Source organism: Kocuria varians (assembly GCF_006539885.1).
Taxonomy (GTDB): Bacteria; Actinomycetota; Actinomycetes; order Actinomycetales; family Micrococcaceae; genus Kocuria; species Kocuria varians.
The window spans coordinates 1-21,353 of the sequence record NZ_BJNW01000020.1; the positions used below are offsets into that span (position 1 = coordinate 1).

Annotated in this window: 13 protein-coding genes; 2 read left to right on the plus strand and 11 right to left on the minus strand. The window is 71.0% G+C overall.

Translation table 11 applies throughout. From position 1 onward, the window contains the following. Positions 1–348: 348 nt before the first annotated feature. From glgB to KVA01_RS10495, 3 genes are all read right to left on the minus strand, one after another. Positions 349–4,494 carry a 1,4-alpha-glucan branching protein GlgB gene (gene glgB, locus KVA01_RS10485; RefSeq protein ID WP_141270182.1) on the minus strand — a complete coding sequence of 1,382 codons (4,146 nt, stop codon included), beginning with the start codon at positions 4,492–4,494 and terminating at the stop codon, positions 349–351. Between the two features lie 63 nt (positions 4,495–4,557). After that, complete coding sequence (gene treS, locus KVA01_RS10490) at positions 4,558–6,327, minus strand: maltose alpha-D-glucosyltransferase (RefSeq protein ID WP_141270184.1); 1,770 nt, start codon at positions 6,325–6,327, stop codon at positions 4,558–4,560. Positions 6,328–6,435: 108 nt separating this feature from the next. Beyond that, complete coding sequence (locus KVA01_RS10495) at positions 6,436–8,469, minus strand: alpha-1,4-glucan--maltose-1-phosphate maltosyltransferase (protein WP_233438855.1); 2,034 nt, start codon at positions 8,467–8,469, stop codon at positions 6,436–6,438. 458 nt (positions 8,470–8,927) lie between these two features. Between KVA01_RS10495 and glgP the strand changes: the two genes are divergently transcribed. Next, complete coding sequence (glgP, locus tag KVA01_RS10500; protein ID WP_141270187.1) at positions 8,928–11,558, plus strand: alpha-glucan family phosphorylase; 2,631 nt, start codon at positions 8,928–8,930, stop codon at positions 11,556–11,558. A 191-nt stretch (positions 11,559–11,749) separates the two neighbouring features. Here the strand turns inward: glgP and glgX are convergent, their stop codons facing one another. From glgX to KVA01_RS10530, 6 genes are all read right to left on the minus strand, one after another. After that, positions 11,750–13,978, minus strand: a complete 2,229-nt coding sequence (gene glgX / locus KVA01_RS10505) for a glycogen debranching protein GlgX (protein WP_068470514.1) — start codon at positions 13,976–13,978, stop codon at positions 11,750–11,752. Continuing rightward, positions 13,965–14,933, minus strand: a complete 969-nt coding sequence (rlmB, locus tag KVA01_RS10510) for a 23S rRNA (guanosine(2251)-2'-O)-methyltransferase RlmB (protein WP_068470512.1) — start codon at positions 14,931–14,933, stop codon at positions 13,965–13,967. Before rlmB ends, glgX begins: the two co-directional genes overlap by 14 nt. A gap of 84 nt (positions 14,934–15,017) precedes the next feature. Next, a complete protein-coding gene (gene cysS, locus KVA01_RS10515) occupies positions 15,018–16,460 on the minus strand; it encodes a cysteine--tRNA ligase (RefSeq protein WP_068470510.1) in 1,443 nt (480 codons plus the stop codon). 70 nt (positions 16,461–16,530) lie between these two features. Next, a complete protein-coding gene (ispF, locus tag KVA01_RS10520; protein ID WP_141270189.1) occupies positions 16,531–17,031 on the minus strand; it encodes a 2-C-methyl-D-erythritol 2,4-cyclodiphosphate synthase in 501 nt (166 codons plus the stop codon). 4 nt (positions 17,032–17,035) lie between these two features. Next, positions 17,036–17,878 (minus strand): IspD/TarI family cytidylyltransferase, encoded by an 843-nt coding sequence (locus KVA01_RS10525; protein ID WP_141270191.1) that lies wholly within the window; start codon positions 17,876–17,878, stop codon positions 17,036–17,038. Positions 17,879–17,895: 17 nt separating this feature from the next. Further along, positions 17,896–18,381, minus strand: coding sequence for a CarD family transcriptional regulator (locus KVA01_RS10530; protein WP_035960700.1), 486 nt, complete (start codon positions 18,379–18,381; stop codon positions 17,896–17,898). 216 nt (positions 18,382–18,597) lie between these two features. On the opposite strand from KVA01_RS10530, the gene KVA01_RS10535 reads away from it, so the two are divergent. Beyond that, entirely contained in the window at positions 18,598–19,134 is a 537-nt protein-coding gene (locus tag KVA01_RS10535; RefSeq protein ID WP_141270193.1) for a hypothetical protein, read from the plus strand. 183 nt (positions 19,135–19,317) lie between these two features. On the opposite strand, the gene KVA01_RS10540 is transcribed toward KVA01_RS10535, so the two are convergent. Next, the gene (locus KVA01_RS10540; protein ID WP_068470502.1) at positions 19,318–19,998 is read right to left on the minus strand and encodes a winged helix-turn-helix domain-containing protein; all 681 of its coding nucleotides are present in this window, start codon (positions 19,996–19,998) and stop codon (positions 19,318–19,320) included. Next, positions 19,995–21,188 (minus strand): sensor histidine kinase, encoded by a 1,194-nt coding sequence (locus KVA01_RS10545; protein WP_068470500.1) that lies wholly within the window; start codon positions 21,186–21,188, stop codon positions 19,995–19,997. Before KVA01_RS10545 ends, KVA01_RS10540 begins: the two co-directional genes overlap by 4 nt. Positions 21,189–21,353: the final 165 nt, after the last annotated feature.

The window sequence follows — 21,353 nt, forward strand, 5'->3', positions numbered from 1 at the left end:
CGAGTTCGCTTGCTTGCACAAGCTCTCTTCGTTTGGTTGCGATCCGCAAACTTACCGGCTGGCGCTGCTGTTCGCAACCCCGGGTGAACGCCCGGTGAAGCTGTTCCAGCGAGGCCGCCTCTCGGCTACTTGCGGGGACCTACTCTAGCACACCTTTTCGGTGCTTCGCACCGGTGGGTTGCCCGAGTGGATCCTTGAGCTGTTGCCCTGCCTCCGCTCCTGGCGGCTGCCGCGGCAACTCGGGAAACATTACACGCGGCCTCCGGATACGTCAAACCCGCGGGGCGCAGTGCCTCCGCCGGTTCGTCGGGTGCGTACACGGCCCGAGGGGCCGGAGTGCAGGCGGGCTCAGCCTTCCCGACCCTCCGGGGCCTCGGTGGCGGGGACCCCGCTGACGGGCTTGAGGAAGAGCACGGCCAGCGGGGGGACGGTGAGCTCTGCCGATGCCGGCGCCCCGTTGAACGCGCCCTCGGTTGCGGTCACCCGCCCGAGGTTGCCCACACCGGATCCGCCGAAGACCTCGGCGTCCGTGTTGAGGACCTCTTCCCACTCCCCCGCCCAGGGCAGCCCGAGACGGAAGTTCTCGTGGGTGTTGCCCGCGAAGTTCGCGATGCACACGAGGGGGTTGCCCTGGTCGTCCCACCGGGTGAACGAGAGCGTGTTGCGCATGGCGTCGTTCGCGTCGATCCACTCGAAGCCGGAGGGATCGTTGTCACGGGCGTAGAGCGCGGGCGTCTGCCGGTACACTTCGTTGAGGCTCTTGACGAGTTCCTGCACCCCGTGGTGCGGAGGCGTCTCGGAGAGCCACCAGTCCAGACCGTGCTCCTGGGACCACTCCGACTCCTGGGCGTACTCGGTGCCCATGAAGATCAGCTGCTTGCCCGGGTGCGCCCACATGTAGGCCAGGTAGGCCCGCACGCTGGCCAGCTGCTGCCACCGGTCCCCCGGCATCTTGCGCAGCAGTGAGCCCTTGCCGTAGACGACCTCGTCGTGGGAGATCGGCAGGATGAAGTTCTCGGAGAACGCGTACACCAGCGAGAACGTGGCCTTGTTGTGGTGGTAGTGCCGGTTGACCGGGTCCTCGGCCATGTACTCGAGGCTGTCGTGCATCCAGCCCATGTTCCACTTGATGCCGAAGCCGAGGCCGCCGGCGCTCGTGGGCTTGGTCACGCCCGGGAAGGAGGTGGACTCCTCCGCGATCATCACGACGCCGGGATTGCGCCGGTAGGCGGTCGCGTTCGCCTCCTGCAGGAAGCCGATCGCCTCCAGGTTCTCGCGGCCCCCGTACTGGTTGGGCTCCCACTCGCCGTCGTTGCGGGAGTAGTCGAGGTAGAGCATGGACGCGACGGCGTCCACGCGCAGCCCGTCCACGTGGAACTCCTCGAGCCAGTAGTTCGCGTTGGCCACCAGGAAGTTGCGCACCTCGCGCCGGCCGTAGTCGAAGATCAGCGTGCCCCAGTCCTTGTGCTCACCACGCCGGGGGTCCGGGTGCTCGTAGAGGGGCTGGCCGTCGAACTTGGCGAGCGCCCACTCGTCCTTGGGGAAGTGGCCCGGGACCCAGTCCACGAGCACACCGATGCCGGCCTGGTGGAGCTGGTCCACGAGGTACCGGAACTCGTCCGGGGATCCGAACCGGGAGGACGGTGCGTAGTAGCCGGTGACCTGGTAGCCCCAGGAGCCCCCGAACGGGTGCTCCGCCACGGGCATGAACTCCACGTGCGTGAATCCCTGCCACGTGAGGTACTCGACCAGTTCACGGGCGAGGTCCACGTAGCCCAGGCCCATGCGCCACGAGCCGATGTGCATCTCGTAGACGCTCATGGGGGCGTTGTGCGGGTCCGTGGTGGCACGGCGCTGCATCCACTCCGAGTCCTGGAACTCGTACTCCGAGTCGAAGACGCGGGAGGCGGTGGACGGCGGGATCTCGGTGCCGAAGGCCATGGGGTCGGCCTTGTCGCGCCACGCCCCGTCCGCGGCGCGGATGCGGAACTTGTAGGTGTCACCGGACTGCATGCCCGGCACGAACAGCTCCCACACCCCGCTGGAGCCCAGCGAGCGCATGGCGTGCTCGGAGCCGTCCCAGCCGTTGAAGTCGCCGACCACGCGCACGGCCTGCGCGGTGGGAGCCCACACCGCGAAGCTCACGCCGGAGACGTCGCCCAGGGGCGAGGGGTAGTGCCGGATGTGCGCACCCAGGACGGTCCACAGGGTCTCGTGGCGGCCCTCGCCGATCAGGTGCAGGTCCAGCTCCCCGAGGGTGGGCGCGAAGCGGTAGGGGTCGTCGACCTCCTCGGCCTCCTGGCCCGCGTAGGTCACCTCCACCCGGTAGTCCGGGATCTGGCCGTCATCGTGTGCGGGCACCACACCCGTGAAGATGCCGCCCCACTCGTGCTCGAGCGGGAACGTGCCGTCGAGGGTGCGCACCGAGACACCGGTGGCAAAGCGCCGCAGCGTGCGGATCGTAACCGAGCCGTCCGGGTTGGGGTGCGCGCCGAGCACCGAGTGCGGGTCGTGGTAGCGCCCCTCGGCCACGGCCGCGAGGACGTCCTCGGAGGCCGGCACTGGACCGCCCGCGGGAACGTCCTGCCGGGACTCGTGCTGCGGGGGTGCTGCGGGAGCCACCGGTGGCTGGGCCTCGGGGGCCTGCGCGGGCAGGGTGGCAGCGGAGGTCGACGCCGTGGGCTCGACGCGCGCGCTCTTCTCACCGCTCCGCGCCGGCGCGGGGGCGGACTGCTCCGTGGGCCGGGCATCGGAGGAAGCGCGGGGCTTGGGGTTCTGGGGGTGCTCGGTGGTCACGAAATCCTCGGCTCTCGACGGCGTTGACTGGCTCTCGTGTGCGTCACGACTCACGGTACGGGAGCGTGCACGTTCAAGCGAGCGCATGACCGCGGCGGACGGGACCTGCACCCAGTCCGGGCGGTTGCGTTGCTCGTAGACGACCTCGTAGAGGGCCTTGTCGAGCCACAGGGCCTGGTACAGCACGGAGCCCGTGTCCAGGTCACCACCGCTCGTGGCCCGGTAGCCCTCGAGGAAGGCCTCCGAGACGCTGCGGGTCCACTCCTCGGTGTCCTGCTCCGCCTCCTTGGCGGCCATGGCGCCGGCGTAGTCGAACGAGCGCAGCATCCCCACGACGTCGCGCAGGGCCACGTCCGGACGGACACGCTCCTTGATGGGACGCAGCGGCTCGCCCTCGAAGTCGAGGATGCGGAAACCCTGGGTGTCGCTGTGCAGCACCTGGCCCAGGTGGTAGTCGCCGTGGATGCGCTGCAGAGCCGGGATCTCGCGGGTCGTGGCCAGCTCCTCGAGCAGGGCGTCCACCTGCGGCGCGAAGGACTCGAAGCGTTCACCGCACGACTCCCAGGCCCAGCGGATGCGGGCGGCGAGGTCGTCCAGGAAGCGGCGCCGGGCGGCGTCGGCGACGGGCACCGGCTCGAAGGCCGCGAGCAGGTCCGCGTGGACCCGTGCGGTGGTGGCGCCCAGGTCCCGCGCGAGCTCCGCGAAGTCGCGACCCTCCGTGGCCGCGCCCACGGCCATGGCCCAGGCATCCTCGGAGTGGTCCAGGAACTGCGCCGCGACGGCGAGCTGGCCCGACGTGGTGACCAGGCCCTGGCGCCACTGCGCGTCCACCCAGCCCGCGGTCGCGGGGACCGCGCTGGAGCCGTGCGACGTGAGCTTGACGCCCACCTCCACGTCCGGGTTGCGGCCCTCGCCGACGACGCGGAAGAACTTCACGATTACGGCGTCGCCGTGCAGTGCGTCATCCCCGTCCGACTCCCCCTCCGGGCGGAGGATGACGGACGTGTTCGACTGCTCCGAGGAGATCACGTGCACCTGCGCGGAGGAGGCGATGCGGTAGTCCGTGTTCAGCGCCCCGGTGTAGCGGCCGTGCAGCCTCATGCCGTGGCGCAGCACGCCGCCCTCCGTGAGCTGCGCGTCCATCATGCGCAGCACGCGGTCCAGGAAGCCGGGCTCGCCCACGGCGTCGTAGAGGTGGACGGTGGCGCCGTCGTCGGGATCCGGGGTGTCCGCCGAGCGCTCGTGCTCGAGCCCCGCCGTCTCGTCCGACGCAGCCACGCCCTCCTGGTCCTCGGACGCCTTGGCCCCGCGGCGCCGGTCCAGCAGGGAACCGGCCTGGGAGATCGCCCGGCGCAGGAACGACGCCGAGGCCTCCGCCCCCGCGACCAGCTGCTCCGGCAGCGCCCGGTCGGGACCGCCCGCGGAGTAGCTGCCGATCTCGAAGCGCTCGAGCTCCGGCAACCTGCGCGTGCTGCGCACCACCGGCACGTGGAGCAGCTCGCTGCGCTCTCCCACCGTGACCTGCACGAGGAAGATGGCGCGGTCCGTGCCGGGCTCCGACTCCCAGCGGTCGTCACCGCCCACCTCGGCGCGCCCCGCCACGTTCAGCCGGAGCTGGTCCGGGGTGGCAGTGAACGGGAACCACCGCTGCCGCGGCAGCCATTCACGCAGTCGGTCGAGAAGTTGCTGATCCGTCATGAGGATCCCCCCGTTGTGGTCTGGAAGTCTGTGTCGAGCGCGCGCGGGCCGCCCCGCGCGGACTCACTCGCCGCGTGCGGGCCTGATGATGGGCATGGCCACCGTCTCCGGGTGACCGCCGTCCGAGGTCGCCGCCGAGCGCAGACGCAGCCAGAAGAAGTCCTGGGAGCCGAGCGTGATCCGGTAGTCGCCCTCGTCCGAGAACTCCCCGAACGGCTCGCCGCCGAACAGCTCGCGGGTGCCGCGGCCGGCGTACTCGGCGAGGTGCACCGAGCAGCTCGCGGGCACGTGGGAGAGGTTGAAGATGCACAGCAGGGTCTCGCCCACGCCGTCCTCGGCGTCCTCGGGGGCCAGACGGCGCAGGAACGCGAGCACCGACTCGTGGTCCGTGTCCACGTTGATGTACTCGCCCATGCCGAACGCCGGGTGTGCCTTGCGCACCATGAGCATCTGACGGATCCAGAGCAGCAGGGACGACGACGACGCCAGCTGGGTCTCCACGTTCGTCTGCGCGTAGTTGTACACGAGGGACTGCACGACGGGCAGGTACAGCTTTCCCGGGTCCGCGGTGGAGAAGCCCGCGTTGCGGTCCGGGGTCCACTGCATGGGCGTGCGGGACGCGTCGCGGTCGTCGAGCCAGATGTTGTCGCCCATGCCGATCTCGTCCCCGTAGTACAGGAACGGGGAACCGGGAAGGGACAGCAGCATGGCGTGCGCGAGCTCCAGCTCCGCGCGGGAGTTGTCGAGCAGCGGCGCCAGGCGGCGTCGGATGCCGATGTTGGCCCGCATCCGCGAGTCCGGCGCGTACCAGCCGAGCATGGCCTGGCGCTCCTCGCTCGTGACCATCTCCAGGGTCAGCTCGTCGTGGTTGCGCAGGAACGTGCCCCACTGGGTGCCGCGCGGGATCTGCGGAGTGTTCGCCATGGTGGAGACGATGGGCGCGGCCTTCTGGTCACGCAGCGAGTAGTAGATCCGCGGCATGATCGGGAAGTGGAAGCACATGTGGCACTCGGGGGACTCCTCCGTGCCGAAGTACTCCACGACCTCGTGCGGCATCTGGTTGGCCTCCGCGATGATCACGCGGCCGGGGTACTCCTCGTCCACCATCTCGCGCAACTTCACCAGGAAGTCGTGCGTGCCCGGGAGGTTCTCGCAGTTGGTCCCCTCCTCCTCGATGAGGTACGGGATGGCGTCCGCGCGGAAGCCGTCGATGCCCATGTCCAGCCAGAACTTCACGACGTCGAACACGGCCTCGACGACCTTGGGGTTCTCGAAGTTCAGGTCCGGCTGGTGCGAGAAGAAGCGGTGCCAGAAGAACTGGCGGCGCACCGGGTCGAACGTCCAGTTCGAGATCTCGGTGTCCACGAAGATGATGCGGGCGTCCTCGTACTTCTCGTCCGTGTCCGACCACACGTAGAAGTCGCCGTAGGGGCCCTCCGGGTCCTCGCGCGATGCCTGGAACCAGGGGTGCTGGTCCGAGGTGTGGTTCAGCGGCAGGTCCGTGATGACCCGCAGCCCGCGGGCGTGCGCCTCCGCCACGAGACGCTTGAAGTCGCTCACCGTGCCGAACTCGTCCAGGACGGAGTAATAGTCCGAGATGTCGTAGCCGCCGTCGCGCAGGGGCGACTCGTAGAACGGCGGCAGCCACAGGCAGTCGATGCCGAGCCACTGCAGGTAGTCGAGCTTCTCGATCAGACCCGTGAAGTCACCGGAGCCGTCGCCGTTCGCGTCGGAGAACGCGCGCACGAGGACCTCGTAGAACACGGCCTTGCGGAACCAGTCGGGGTCGTGGGCGATCCCGGGAGCGTTGAGTTGGAAAGGAGTGATGCTCATGGTGTGCGGGACTGCCCTCTCGCAGAGACAAGTGTGACGAGCATGAAAGGTACGGGACCCGGCCTGCCGCCGCCATCGGCGTGGACGGCGGCGGCACCGGGCGCTGGGCTACTTGACGTCGCGGCGGACCGTCAGCACGTGGACGGGCTCCACGTAGGGGTCCAGGCGCACGTAGTTGTGGTCCCCCCACTTCCAGCTGGAACCGGTGAGGAGGTCGTCCACCCAGAACGAGCCGTCCTCGTTGAAGTCCTCGTCCCGCAGGTCGAGGGAGTCCAGGTCCAGCCAGACGGTGGCCTCGCGCGTGGCGTGGGGATCGGTGTTGACGACCACGATCACCGTGTCCCTGACCTCCACACCGCCGTGCTCCACGGTCTTGGTCTTGCTGTAGGCCACGATGGCGTCGTCCGAGGTGCGCTGCACCGTGAGGTTCTGCAGGTCCCCCAGCGCCGGGTGGTCCCTGCGGATCTGGTTCAGGCGGGTGACGTACGGGGCGAGCGACTCGCCGCGCTCCAGTGCACCCTCGAAGTCCCGCGGACGCAGCTGGAACTTCTCGTTGTCCACGTACTCCTCGGCACCCTGGCGGGCGACGTGCTCGAAGAGCTCGAAGCCGGCGTAGAGACCCCACAGCGGGGAGGCCGTGGCCGCGAGCGCCGCGCGCACCTTGAAGGCCGCCGGGCCGCCGAACTGCAGGTACTCGGTGAGGATGTCCGGGGTGTTCACGAAGAAGTTGGGCCGGTAGAAGCCCGGGGTCTCGTGCGAGATCTCCTCCAGGTACTCCTCGATCTCCTCCTTGGTGTTGCGCCAGGTGAAGTAGGAGTAGGACTGCTGGAACCCGGCCTTGGCGAGCCCGCGCATCATGGCCGGGCGGGTGAACGCCTCCGCCAGGAACACGGTGTCCGGGTGGTCCTCGCGCACGCGGGCGATCAGCCACTCCCAGAACCACAGGGGCTTGGTGTGGGGGTTGTCCACGCGGAAGATGTCCACGCCGTGGCTGATCCACAGCTCCACGACCCGCAGCACCTCGGCGGCGAGGCCCTGGGGGTCGTTGTCGAAGTTCAGGGGGTAGATGTCCTGGTACTTCTTGGGCGGGTTCTCCGCGTACGCGATGCTGCCGTCCGCGCGGGTGGTGAACCACTGGGGGTGCTCCTGGACCCACGGGTGGTCCGGGGACGCCTGCAGGGCGAGGTCCAGTGCGATCTCCAGCCCGAGCCCGTGCGCGTGCGCGACGAAGGCGTCGAAGTCCTCGAACGTGCCGAGGTCCGGGTGGATGGTGTCGTGCCCGCCCTCGGGGCCACCGATCGCCCATGGGGAGCCCGGGTCCTGCGGACCGGCGGTGAGCGTGTTGTTCGGCCCCTTGCGGTGGTTGCGGCCGATCGGGTGGATCGGGGGCAGGTAGGCGACGTCGAAGCCCATGGCCGCGGCACGGTCCAGGGCCGCCGTGGCGGTGCGGAACGTGCCGGAGGTCCACGTGCCCGTCTCCGGGTCCCAGCTCGCGCCCTCGGAGCGCGGGAAGAACTCGTACCAGGCGCCGCGGCCGGCGGCCTCGCGCTCGACCTCGACCGGGTAGCGCGGGGAGCTGCTCACGAGGTCGCGCAGCGGGTTGCGCTCCACGTAGCCGCGCAGCTGCTCCGAGGTGGCGATCTGCCACCGCTCCTCGGGGGTCAGGGACGTGTCCGTCATGGCCTCCGCGGCCTCCTCGAAGGCGCGCACCTCCTCCGACGAGCGCCCCGACTCCTTGGAGGCGGCGTCGAAGAGCAGGCTCGCCTCCTGGAACACCAGCTCGACGTCCTGGCCCACCCCCAGCTTGATCTGGGCGACGTGGTGCCACGTGTCGTAGAGGTCCGACCAGCCCTCCACCGCGAAGCTCCAGCGACCCTCGGACGCTGGGCGCACCATGGCCTCGTAGCGGTCCGTGCCGGTGGCGACCAGCGTCATGGGGCGACGCTGCACCTCGCGGCCCTGCGGATCGAAGAGCACGGCGGTCACGCCCAGGGAGTCGTGCCCCTCGCGGAAGACGGTCGCGGCCACGCGGATGTCCTCCCCCGGAACGGCCGTGGCGGGGAAGCGCCCGCCCTCGATCACGGGGCTGACGTCCGTGACGGGGATGCGGCCGTAGACGAGGTCCTCGGACGGGAAGTCCACGGTGTCCTCCTCGGCCTGCTCCGCGCCGTCGCACGCTGCCGTGCCCGGGCTCTGCACGGCGGTCTGACCAGCGGGTGCCGCGGGGACGGAGGTGCCGTCCGCGGCCACGACGACGACGTCGTCCTCCCGGACGTCCGCACGGGAGGCCTCCGCTCGAGGCGCGTCCGCTCGGGGCCCGTCGGCCCGGGACACCGACGGGGCGACGTCCGGAACGCCGGTGGCGGGCACGGGCGGGGTCAGGCGGGAGCCCACGTCCGGGGACGCGTCACCCGCGTGGGTGTCCGGTGCGGGATCGTGGGACGGGCGACGGCCTTGGGGCTGTGAGTTCTGCTGCGACACGTGACCAACGTTACCGACTATCCCCGGGATTCTTAAGGCCGCCGGGTCCCGGGACGAACCGTGAAGTCACACGGCGGGCCCCGTTGAGCGGCAGGCCCGCACGGACTAGGCTCGGCCCTGTGAAGGCCATCCGCAGGTTCACCGTCCGCACCGTCCTCCCCGACTCCATCGCCCCGCTCGGGCGACTGGCCCGGAACCTTCGTTGGTCCTGGCACAAACCCACCGAGGACCTCTTCGCCGAGCTCAACCCCCACGCGTGGGAGGCGGTGCACGGGGACCCGGTCAAGCTCCTCGGGTCGCTGACCCGCGAGGAGATCCAGCAGATCTCGCAGGACCCCGAGTTCGTGGCGCGCGTGCACGCCCTCGACGCGGACCTCGAGACCTACCTCACCGAACCCCACTGGTACCAGCGCACCCAGGGCGAGGACGCGCCGTCGTCGATCGCGTACTTCTCCGCGGAGTACGGGATCACCTCCGCCCTGCCGCAGTACTCCGGCGGTCTCGGCATCCTGGCCGGGGACCACCTCAAGACCGCCTCGGACATGGGCGTGCCGGTGGTCGGCGTGGGGCTGCTCTACCAGGCCGGCTACTTCAAGCAGTCGCTCTCGCGCGACGGCTGGCAGCAGGAGACCTACCCCGTCCTGGACCCGGACGAGCTGCCCCTGACCCTGCTGCGCGAGGCGGACGGCACGCCCGCGCTCGTGAGCCTGCCGCTGCCCGACGGCCGCACCCTCTCCGCGCAGATCTGGCGGGCGGAAGTGGGTCGCGTGCCCCTCCTGCTGCTCGACTCCAACATCCGGCAGAACGACGACGCCGCCCGCAACGTCACCGACCGCCTCTACGGCGGCGGCAGCGACCACCGGCTGCAGCAGGAGCTGCTGCTCGGCATGGGCGGGATCCGGGCGCTGCGCGTGCACAGCCGCCTCACGGGTGCCCCGGCGCCGGAGGTCTACCACTGCAACGAGGGTCACGCCGGCTTCCTGGGCATCGAACGGATCCAGGAGCTGATGAGCCCCCAGGGGGACGCGGAGCCCATGACCTGGGAGGAGGCGCTCGCGGAGGTCCGCTCCGCGACCGTCTTCACCACGCACACGCCCGTCCCGGCGGGCATCGACCGCTTCGAGCGCGACCAGGTCCACCACTTCTTCAGCGCCGGCCTGACCCCGGCCGTCCCGATCGAGCGTGTGCTCGAGCTCGGCACCGAGACCTACCCGGGTGGCGACCCGAGCAAGTTCAACATGGCCGTGATGGGCCTTCGCCTGGCCCAGCGCGCCAACGGCGTGGCCAAGCTGCACGGCACCGTCTCGCGCTCCATTTTCCACGGCCTGTGGCAGGGCTTCGACGTGGACGAGGTGCCCATCACCTCCATCACCAACGGCGTGCACGTCCCCTCGTGGATCGACCCGATGATGTGGGACCTCGCCGTGGAGCCGCAGGAGAACGACCTGCAGCCCGCCGCGCGCTGGCGCAAGATCTACGACGTGCCGGATGCCGAGCTCTGGGCGGCCCGGCGCGTGCTGCGCGAACGCCTCGTGCAGGACGTGCGCGAGCGGCTGCGGGCCGCGTGGAAGAAGCGCGGCGCCGCGGACGCCGAGCTGGGCTGGACCGAGTCCGTGCTGGACCCGGACGTGCTCACGATCGGCTTCGCCCGGCGCGTGCCCACCTACAAGCGGCTCACGCTCATGCTGCGCGACCCGGAGCGCCTGAAGCGGATCCTGCTGGACCCGCAGCGTCCCGTGCAGCTGATCGTGGCCGGCAAGTCCCACCCCGCGGACGAGATGGGCAAGCGCATGATCCAGGACCTGGTGCGCTTCACGGACGACCCCGAGGTGCGCCACCGGATCGTCTTCCTGCCCAACTACGACATCGCCATGGCGCGCGTGCTGTTCCCCGGCTGCGACGTGTGGCTCAACAACCCGCTGCGCCCGCTCGAGGCGTGCGGCACGTCCGGCATGAAAGCCGCGATCAACGGCGGGCTGAACCTCTCCGTCCTGGACGGCTGGTGGGACGAGATGTACGACGGCCAGAACGGCTGGGCGATCCCCACCGCGGACACCAAGGCCAGCCCGGACGAGCGCGACGACGTCGAAGCCGCAGCACTCTACGAGCTCATCGAGTCCCACGTGGCGCCGCGCTTCTACGGCGACGGCTCCGAGGGCGGCCCGGCCGCGCTGCGCCACGAGACCGCCGGGGCCTCCGCGCCGGACGCGGTCCCGCACCAGTGGCTCGCCATGGTGCGCCACACGCTCGCGACGCTCGGCCCCCGCGTCTCGGCCCGGCGCATGCTCACCGACTACGTGCAGCAGCTCTACGTCCCGGCGTGCGTCTCCGGGCGCCATGCGGCGGCGGACGACGGCGCCGCGGCCCGTGCGACCGCGCACTGGATCGACCGCGTGCGCACGGCCTGGCCGGGCGTGCGCGTGGAGCACGTGGACGCCCAGGGTGTGCACCAGGAGCCGCAGATCGGGGACGTTCTCGACGTCAACGCGTACGTGGACCTGGGTTCGCTGAGCCCCGAAGACGTCACGGTGCAGGTGGGCTTCGGGCGGGTATCCGAGTCCGACCACATCCACGAGCGCTCCTACGCCACGCTGGAGCCGACCGAGGCGCTGGACGGGGGTCGGATGCTGTTCTCCGGACCCATCACGATCGACCGCTCCGGGCCCTTCGGGTACACCGTGCGGATCCTGCCCCGCCACGGTGACCTCGCGTCCCCCGCCGAGCTCGCCCTGGTGAGCAACGCCGGCTGAGGCACCGGTCGCCGCACGACGACGGCGCGCACGCGGACGGTGGTCCGGGTGCGCGCCGTTCTCGTGTCCGCGCCGGTGTCCTGTCTGCTCTGGTGCCGGTTCTGCGCGGGTACCGATGGCGCGCTCGTGCCGGCTCTGCGCTGGTGCGCATTGTGGGCTGGTGCCGCGGGCTCCCCGCTGACGTGCGCGGCTCAGACCACGGCGAACATCGCCACGCTCTGCGGCGGCACGGTCACGGTGTCGCCCGTGTGCCAGCGGTTGCCGGTCAGCTCGTCCAGGTTCGGGTCCGTGGCGAGCACGAGCCGGAAGGAGGGGGACGCCGCGGTGGCCGTCCCCGATCCGCCGGCCACGGCGGCGTCGTCGTCCCGGGCGGCACGGCCGCGCGCGGCGTGGTCCCCGGGCACCCGCTCGACGGGCGCCGGGTGCTCGAACGCGGGCAGCACGGCGGTGACCTCCGACTCCGTCCCGTTGAGGACGAACAGACCCGCGGTGGTGCCTCCGCGCGCGGCGAGGACGACCTGCAGGGCGCGCACACCGTCCGTCTGCCAGAGGTCCGCGGTCATGGGCTCGCCGGAGCTCGCGTACCAGTTCAGCACAACGTCCTGCGGCCGGGCGGGGAACTCGCGGGGCTGACCCGCCAGGAACGCGCGCCTGATCCGGATCAGTCGCTGGGTGGTGTGGAGCATCGAGCGGTCGAACGGCGTGAGCCGCCAGTCCACCCACGAGAGCCCGTTGTCCTGGCAGTACGCGTTGTTGTTGCCGTCCTGGGAGCGCAGCAGCTCGTCGCCGGCAGTGATCATGGGCACCCCCTGCGAGAAGAGCAGGGTGGCCATCATGTTGCGTGCGGTGGCGGCGCGGGCCGCCCGGACCCGGACGTCCGGGGAGAAACCCTCGTGGTCGTGGTTCCAGGAGTGGTTGTCGTTCGTGCCGTCCGCGTTGTTCTCACGGTTGGCCTCGTTGTGCTTGTTGTCGTACGCCGTGAGGTCGTAGAGCGTGAAGCCGTCGTGCGCGGTGACGAAGTTGACCGACGCCAGCGTGGTGCGCCCGTGCGGGGCGAAGAGCTCCGCGGAACCGGACATCGCTCCCGCGAGCCGACCCGCCGTGCCGCCGCCTCCCCCGCGGCGCATGGTGCGCTGCCCGGAGAGCCAGAAGCCGCGGACCGTGTCCCGGTACTGGTCGTTCCAGTCCGCCCAGCCCACGGGGAACCGGCCCGTCTGCCAGCCACCGGCGCCCACGTCCCACGGCTCGGAGATCATCCGCACGCCCTGCAGCACCGGATCCGCCGCGACCGCCACGAAGAACGGGTGGTTTCGCGTGAAGTGGTGGTGCTCGTCGCGGCCGAGCTCCGGTGCGAGGTCGAAGCGGAAGCCGTCCACGTGGCACTGCTCGACCCAGTAGCGCAGGGAATCCAGCGCCATGCGCACCACCTGGGGGTCCGCGAAGTTCACGGAGTTGCCGCACCCGGTGACGTCCACGTAGTTGCCGTGCTCGTCGTGGCGGTAGTACGCGCGCTCCCCCAGCCCGCGCCAGCAGTAGGCCCGCTGGCCCGGCCCGCCCTCGGCGGTGTGGTTGTACACGACGTCCAGGTAGACCTGCAGCCCTGCGTCGTGCAGCGCGTCCACCATCTGCTGGAACTCGTCCAGCACGGCGGTGGGCCCCGCCTCCTGCGCGGCGCGCGTGGCGTAGCCCGCGTGCGGGGCGAAGAAGCCCAGGGTGTTGTAGCCCCAGTAGTTGGTGAGTCCGGCGGCGGTGAGGTGCGCCTCGTCCAGGTGGGCGTGCACCGGCAGCAGCTCCACGGCGGTGACGCCCAGGCTGCGCAGGTACTCGGTCATCACCGGGTGCGCGAGCCCCGCGTACGTTCCGCGCAGCTCGCGCGGGATGTCCGGGTGGAGCATGGTCAGGCCCTTCACGTGGGCCTCGTAGATCACGGTGTCGCGCCACGGGTGGGCGGGGCGCGAGTCGTCCTGCCAGACGTGGTCCTGCGCCACGACCTCGGACACGTACGTGCCGCCGTAGGCGTCCGGGCCGGGGCCGACGACGTCGGCCGGCGGGGCCACGCGCACGAGTCCCCTGCCGTAGGGGTCCAGCAGCACGGGCTCCTGCGCGGGATCCTCGACCGGTGTGCCGTGGGAGCGGGCGGGGACGAACCCGTAGCGGGTGCCACGGGGCATCGCGGAGCAGACATCGCGCGCCAGCTCCTGCGGTGTCAGGTCCTCGGGGCCTGCGCCCCGGGGGCGGGGCACCGTGGCGTAGTGGATGCCGTGGTTGACCCCGTCCAGCCGCAGCCGCTGCCAGCCTTCGCCGGGGCGGCTGAAGACGAGGTCGACCTCCTCGAGACCGGGTGCGTAGACCGCGACGTTCGCGGTGCCGTCACCGGACGGCGACGGGTGGACCCCCAGGGGGTGGCTACGCGCTTGCACGGCGCCGGGCGACCTCGTACAGCGTGATCCCCACGGCCATGGACGCGTTGAGCGACTCCATGGCGGACTCGATGGGGATCGAGACGATCGCGTCGCAGTGCTCGGTCACCAGGCGGGAGAGGCCCTTGCCCTCGGAGCCCACGACCACCACGAGGGGTTCGGTGGCCAGCTCGAGCTGCGGCAGGGAGAGGTCCCCGCCGCCGTCGAGACCGACCACGAAGTAGCCCTGCTTCTTGCAGTTCTCGAGGGTGCGGGTGAGGTTGGTGGCCTTGGCCACCGGCACGCGCGCCGCCGCACCGGAGCTGGTCTTCCAGGCCGTGGCGGTGACCCCGGCGGAGCGGCGCTCGGGGAGGATCACGCCGTCGCCGGCGAACGCCGAGACGCTGCGGATGATCGCACCCAGGTTGCGCGGGTCCGTGATGCCGTCCGCCGCAACGAGCAGCGGCGTGCGGCCCTCCTCGCGCCGCGCCATCAGCGAGGCCGCGAGCTCGTCCGCGTCCGGGTACTCGTACGGCGGGACCTGCAGCACCACGCCCTGGTGGATCGCGTCCGCGGAGAGCCGGTCCAGCTCACCGCGGGAGGCCTCCAGCGTGGGCACCTGGCGCTCGGCGCACAGCTGCAGGATGTCCTTGACACGGTCGTCCACCTCGATCTTGGTGGCCACGAACAGGGTCTTCGCGGGCACGCCCGCGCGCAGCGCCTCGAGCACCGAGTTGCGCCCGGTCACGAGGTCCTCCTTGATGGGCCCCCCGCCGGAGCGCTGCTGGCGGCCGTGCTGGTCCCGCTGCTTGCGCGCCGCGGCCTGCTTGGCCTTGTAGGCCTTGTGGTAGACGCGGTCCTCCGCCTTGGGCGTGGGGCCGCGGCCCTCCAGGCCCTTGCGGCGCTGACCGCCGCTTCCGACGACCGCGCCCTTCTTCTTCTTGCGGACGGCTCCGGCTCGGTTGTTCTGGGCCATGGGTCAGCACTCCGTGTCTGTCACGGGTCACGGCGCGGGGCCGCCCCGGGGTGGTCGGCGATCTCGCTCCAGTTTAGGTCAGGGTCACGAACCCACGGACCACTCCGCACCCTGGGCGCCGTCCTTCACGACGACGCCGGCGGCGGCCAGGCGGTCCCGGATCGTGTCCGCGAGCGCCCAGTCCTTGGCGGCCCGCGCGGCCGCGCGCTGGGCGAGCAGGTCCCGGACGAGGGCGTCCAGGGCCGTGTGCTCCGCCCCGCCCGCGTCCTGGGAGCCGTGCAGGTCCATCAGGGGCAGCAGGCCGAGCACCTCGCTCATGCCGGCGATCGCGGCGACGGCGGGCCGCGCCGACGCCGGGTCCGGGCCCGTGAGCGCCGTGTTCGCCGCGCGCACGGTCTCGTGCAGGCTCGCGAGCGCGCGGGGCACGTTGAGGTCGTCGTCCATGGCTGCCGCGAAGTCCGCCGGGACGTCCTGCGGGGTCCATGCGAGGTCCAGCCCGGCGCGGGTGGCGGAGACCAGTGCGGCCTCCACGCGCTCCACGGCCGCGGTGGCCTCCTGCAGGGAGGTGGGCCGGTAGTCCAGCACGGAACGGTAGTGGGCCTGGCCCAGGTAGTAGCGCACGGCGAGCGGACGAGCCTGCTCGAGCATGGCCTCCGGGGAGACCGTGTTGCCGATGGACTTGGACATCTTCTCGCCCTGGTAGGTCACGAGGCCGTTGTGCAGCCAGAAGTTGGCGAACTCGCGGCCGGCCGCCGTGGACTGGGCGAGCTCGTTCTCGTGGTGCGGGAAGCGCAGGTCCAGGCCGCCGCCGTGGATGTCGAAGTGCGCACCCAGGTACTTGTGTGCCATCGCCGAGCACTCCAGGTGCCAGCCGGGACGGCCGCGGCCCCAGGGGGAGTCCCACGAGGCCGTGAGGGGCTCGCCCTCCTTGTGCCCCTTCCACAGGGCGAAGTCCCGGGGGTCCCGCTTGCCGCGGGGATCGGCGTCCGGGGCGTCCTGCATGTCCTCGACCCGCTGGCGCGTGAGCTCCCCGTAGCGGGGCCACGAGCGGACGTCGAAGTAGACGTCCCCGGAGTCGTCGAGGGCCGGGTACGCGTGGCCGGCGTCGATCAGCTCCTGGATCAGGGCGTGCATCTCCGGTACGTGGCCCGTGGCGCGCGGCTCGTACGTGGGGCGGTCGATGCCGAGGGCCGCGTAGGCCCGCCCGAAGACCCCCTCGAACCGGTAGGCGAGCGCCCACCACTGCTCGAGCGGGTGCTCCCCCTCGTAGTCCTGCCCGAACGAGGCCAGGGAGTTCGCCAGGATCTTGTCGTCGATGTCCGTGACGTTGCGCACCGTGGTCACGCGGTAGCCGCGGAAGCGCAGCCACCGGGCCAGGACGTCGAACACGAGCGCCGAGCGCACGTGGCCGATGTGCGGCGCGCCCTGCACCGTGGCGCCGCAGTAGTAGAGACCCGCCTCACCGGGGTGGACGGGGACGAAGTCCTTGGTGGTCGCGGACGCGGTGTCGTAGAAGCGCAGAGTCACCGTTCCAGTCTAGCGGCGGGCCCCGACGACGCCGCCGCGGGGCGTCCCGCGGGCCCCGCCCGTTCCGGCGTCAGACGGGGACGACGAGCGCCGTGGCGATGGCCGCGACCCCCTCCCCCCGGCCGGTCAGGCCCAGGGCGTCCGTGGTGGTGGCGCTCAGGTGCACGGGAGCCCCGGCGGCCTCGGAGAGCACCGCCGCGGCCTCCTCCCGCCGCGGGGCGAACTTGGGCCGGTTGCCCACGAGCTGCACGGACACGTTGCCCACGCGGTAGCCGGCCGCGCCGATGATCCGCACGGCCTCCGCGAGGATCCGTGTCCCGGACGCTCCCACCATCTCCGGACGGTCCGTGCCGAAGTGGGCACCGAGGTCCCCCACGCCCGCCGCGGAGAACAGGGCGTCCGCGGCGGCATGCGCCACGACGTCGCCGTCCGAGTGCCCGCTCAGCCCGCGTTCACCGGGCCACAGCAGGCCCGCGAGCCACAGCGGAGTGCTCTCGGGACCGAAGGCGTGGACGTCCACTCCGATACCGGTGAGGGGAAGCGGGAAGGAGTGCTCGTGGGAATCCGTCATGCGCTCATTCTGCCCGGCCGGCGCGGGAGTCCACCACGGCGCGGGCGAGCACGAGGTCCAGGGGCCGGGTGACCTTGAAGGACTCCTCGTCCCCGTCGACGAAGCGCACCGGGTGCTCGGGTGCGTGGTGCTCCACGAGGCTGGCGTCGTCGGTGATGCCCTCGGGGTCGGTGCCGCTTGCGGAAGCGGAGCTCCCTGCGGCTCCCGTCCCCCCGGTGGCCGCCGTGTCCCCGGCGGAAGCTGAGAGGGCGGCGTCGTCGGCACCGGCGGATTCGTGCGGGAGCAGGCCCGCGGCACGGTTCACGCGCCGCAGCAGCGCGGCGTCGAAGCCCTGCGGGGTCTGCACGCCGCGCAGGACCGAGCGGTCCACGGTCCCGGTGCTACGACCCTCGGCGTCCGCACGGCGGATCGTGTCCGTGACGGGGGTGACCGGGACGACCGCGCGCGCCCCCTCCCGCAGGGCCGCCAACACGCGCGCGAACACGGCGGGCGGCGTGAGGCAGCGGGCGGCGTCGTGCACCAGAACGTGCTCGGTGGAGGCGGGCAGCGCGGCGAGGGCGCGGGCGACGGACTGCGCGCGGCTGGCCCCGCCCGTCACAGCCCGTGCGCCCATGCGTCGGGCCAGCGCCGTCAGCTCGGTGTCCGCCGCGGGAACGGTGACGAGGACCGCGGCCGCGGGCAGCGCCTCGCGGACCGTGCGCAGCGCGTGCGCGAGCAGCGGCTCCCCCGCCAGCGGCACGAGCGCCTTGGGGAGCCCGTAGCCCAGCCGGGTGCCGGAACCCGCCGCCACGACAACGACGGCGAGCCCGTCCGCGGGGGACGGGCTCGCAACGTCAGGGTGGTTCATCGGGTGGAAAACGGTGCTCAGGCCGCGGACAGGATGTCGTCCAGGCGCTTCTCCGCCTCTTCCTCGTCGATCTTCTTGGCCAGCGCCAGCTCGGAGGTGAGGATTTGGCGGGCCTTGGTCAGCATGCGCTTCTCGCCGGCGGAGAGTCCCTTGCCGCGGTCGCGACGCCAGAGGTCACGGACGACCTCCGCGACCTTGAGAACGTCGCCGGAGGCCAGCTTCTCGAGGTTGGCCTTGTAGCGGCGGGACCAGTTGGAGGCCTCCTCCGCGTCCTGGGCCTGCAGGACCGCGATGACTTCCTTGAGCCCGTCCTCGTCCACGACGTCACGGACTCCCACGAGATCCACGTTCTCCGCGGGGACCTCGATCATCAGGTCGCCCTGGGTCACCTTGAGCCGGAGATACATCTTCTCCTCGCCCTTGATGGTGCGAGTCTTGATCTCCTCGATGGTTGCGGCACCGTGGTGCGGATAGACAACCGTTTCGCCAACCTCAAATACCATGCACAAACCCCTTTCAGCCCACCAAGTCTACCACGGTGTATGATTCGCCACTCTGTGCCCGGGAGCCCTCCCCGCACCCCACCTGCCCGCGCCGCCGGGCCCCACGCCGCGGTGGACGCGCCACGGAGGACGGCAGGATGCAGACGATCCGTGGCCAAACCGATAGACTGACCACACGTTTCCACACCATGTCAGAGAGCCCGAGGAGTTCGTGCCGTGAAGAACGCCGCCCACAAGAAGTTGCAGCAGCTCGGACTGGGTGCGGCAGCGCTTGCAGTCCTCACCGGCGTGAGCGGTTGCGCGTACATCAGCCCGCAGGCCACCACGGACAGCTTCGCCCCGGCGGACGGCATCCAGATGGACCTGGGCGACCTGCAGCTGCGCAACGTCCTGGTGGTCGCCAAGGACGCCGATTCCGAGGGCCGCGTGCTCGGCACCGTCATCAACAACGACGACTCCGACCAGACCCTGACCATGGACGCGGACGGCTCCACTGTGAAGATCGACGTCCCCGCCAACAAAGAGGTCGTCCTCGAGAAGTCCGAGCCGGTGCTGCTCCAGCGCGCCGGTGCGAAACCGGGACTGATGGTCAACACCACCTTCCGCGCCGAGGACAAGGACCAGACCGTCTCCGTGCCGGTGCTGGACTACACCTTCCCGTACTACGCGAGCTTCATGCCCGGCGGCGTGCCCTCCACCCCGGCGAACCCCTCCAACACTCCCAACGCAGAGAAGGCCGAGTGCGGCCACTGACCGACCCACACGCTCCTCACCCGGGACGACGAAGAGGACCGCACCCCGAGCTTCGGGATGCGGTCCTCTTGCGTGTGTCGTTGCGCGGCTCGCGGCTCGCGGCTGCTGCGCGCCGGGTGACCAGACCACCGGATGCCACGGGACGGACCCTGCGCCCAGGGGTCTTCCTCCCGGGGGCTCTTCTCAGGGTTCGAACTTGTACCCCAGCCCCCGCACCGTGACGATGTGCCGCGGGGTGGAGGGGTCCGGCTCGATCTTGGAGCGCAGCCGCTTGACGTGCACGTCCAGGGTCTTGGTGTCCCCCACGTAGTCGGAACCCCACACGCGGTCGATGAGCTGGCCGCGGGTGAGCACCCGCCCGGCGTTGCGCAGCAGCATCTCGAGCAGCTCGAACTCCTTCAGCGGCATGGCCACGGTCTCGGCGCCCACGTGCACCACGTGGCGCTCCACGTCCATGCGGACCGGTCCTGCCGAGACGGTGCCAGCGAGCAGCTCCTCCGGCTCGGCGCGGCGTCGCAGCACTGCCCTGATACGGGCCACGAGCTCCCGGGAGGAGTAGGGCTTGGTCACGTAGTCGTCCGCGCCGAGCTCGAGGCCCACGACCTTGTCGATCTCCGCGTCCTTGGCCGTGAGCATGATGATGGGCACGCTGGAGCGCTGCCGCAGCTGCCGGCACACCTCCGTGCCGGACTGGCCGGGAAGCATGAGGTCCAGGAGCACGAGGTCCGCTCCGGCCCTGTCGAACTCGGCAACGGCGCTGATCCCGTCCGCGACCACGCTCACGTCGAAGCCCTCGCGCCCCAGCAGATATGCCAGGGGGTCGCTCAGGGACTCCTCGTCCTCCACCATGAGTATCCGGGTCACGCGCCTTCCTCCGCTCGTTCGGTGCGACGCCCGCCACCGGCCGGTACGGGGTCCTGGTGCTCCTCGGGATCGTCCATGGGCGGAAGCAGCAGCGTGAAGGTCGAGCCGCGGCCGGGCTGCGACCACACCGAGACCTCACCACCGTGCTGCGCCATGACGTGCTTGACGATGCTCAGCCCGAGCCCGGTACCTCCGGTCTGGCGCGAGCGCGCGCTGTCCACCCGGTAGAAGCGCTCGAAGATCCTGTCCTGCTCTGCCTCGGAGATGCCGGGGCCCTGGTCCGTGACGGTGACCTGCACCATCCCGCCACGCTCCCGCAGCCCCACGCCCACGCGGGTGTCCTCCGGCGAGTAGCGCACGGCGTTGTCGATCAGGTTGCGAACCGCCGTGACGAGCATGTCCGGGTCACCGAACACGGGCGTCCGCACGCTGCCGCCGAACTTGATGGAGATGTTCTTGCTCTCCGCGGCCAGGCGGCTGCGGTCCACGGCCTCGTGCACGGCCCGGTTCATGTCCACCGCGGTTCCCTCGGCCACGACGTCCGTGCCCTGCAGGCGCGAGAGCTCGATGATGTCCTGCACGAGCGCACTGAGCCGGGCGGACTCGCGGTGCAAGCTCGCCGCGAAGTGCCGCACGGCCTCCTGGTCCGCGGCGGCGTCCTCGATGGCCTCGGAGAGCAGGCTGATGGCACCCACCGGGGTCTTGAGCTCGTGGGAGACGTTGGCCACGAAGTCGTTGCGGATGGACTGGGCGCGCACGATCTCGGTCTGGTCGTCCGCGAGCAGCAGGATGTACTCGTCCGCGATCGTCACCACGCGCACGTCCAGCACGATGGATCCGCGCTGCAGCTGACCGCGCGAGAGCTCCAGGCGCTTCTCCTCCACGATCCCGTTGCGCCGGGTGCTGCGCACCAGCTCCAGCAGCTCGTCGTGGACCACGGTGTGCCCGCGCACCAACCCATAGGCGTACGCGGCGGGCGAGGCCTTCACCACGCCGTCGACGCCGTCGACCACCACGTACGCGAGGCCGAGCGCCGCGAGGATCTCCGCGGTGCCCTCCGGCAGCGTGGGCTCCTGGACGTCCGCGAACGAATGACGACGCCGCTGGCTCGCCCGCACGGCGATCAGTCCGCTGATGCCGAGCAGGAAGCCGATGAACCCGGCCAGCAGGGCAATCGTCGTCTCGCTCACGGTGCCAGCTTAGACGCCGCGACACCGTACGGAGCCCGGAACGGGACCCCGGTGCAGGTGGTTCAGCCAACGTTCACCCGAGCATGGCGGTTCGTTCACTCCCGCCTGTGAGCCTGGACGGGCCTGTGCGAATTCTCGTGCCGCCTCCCCGGTGGCAGCCGGGCC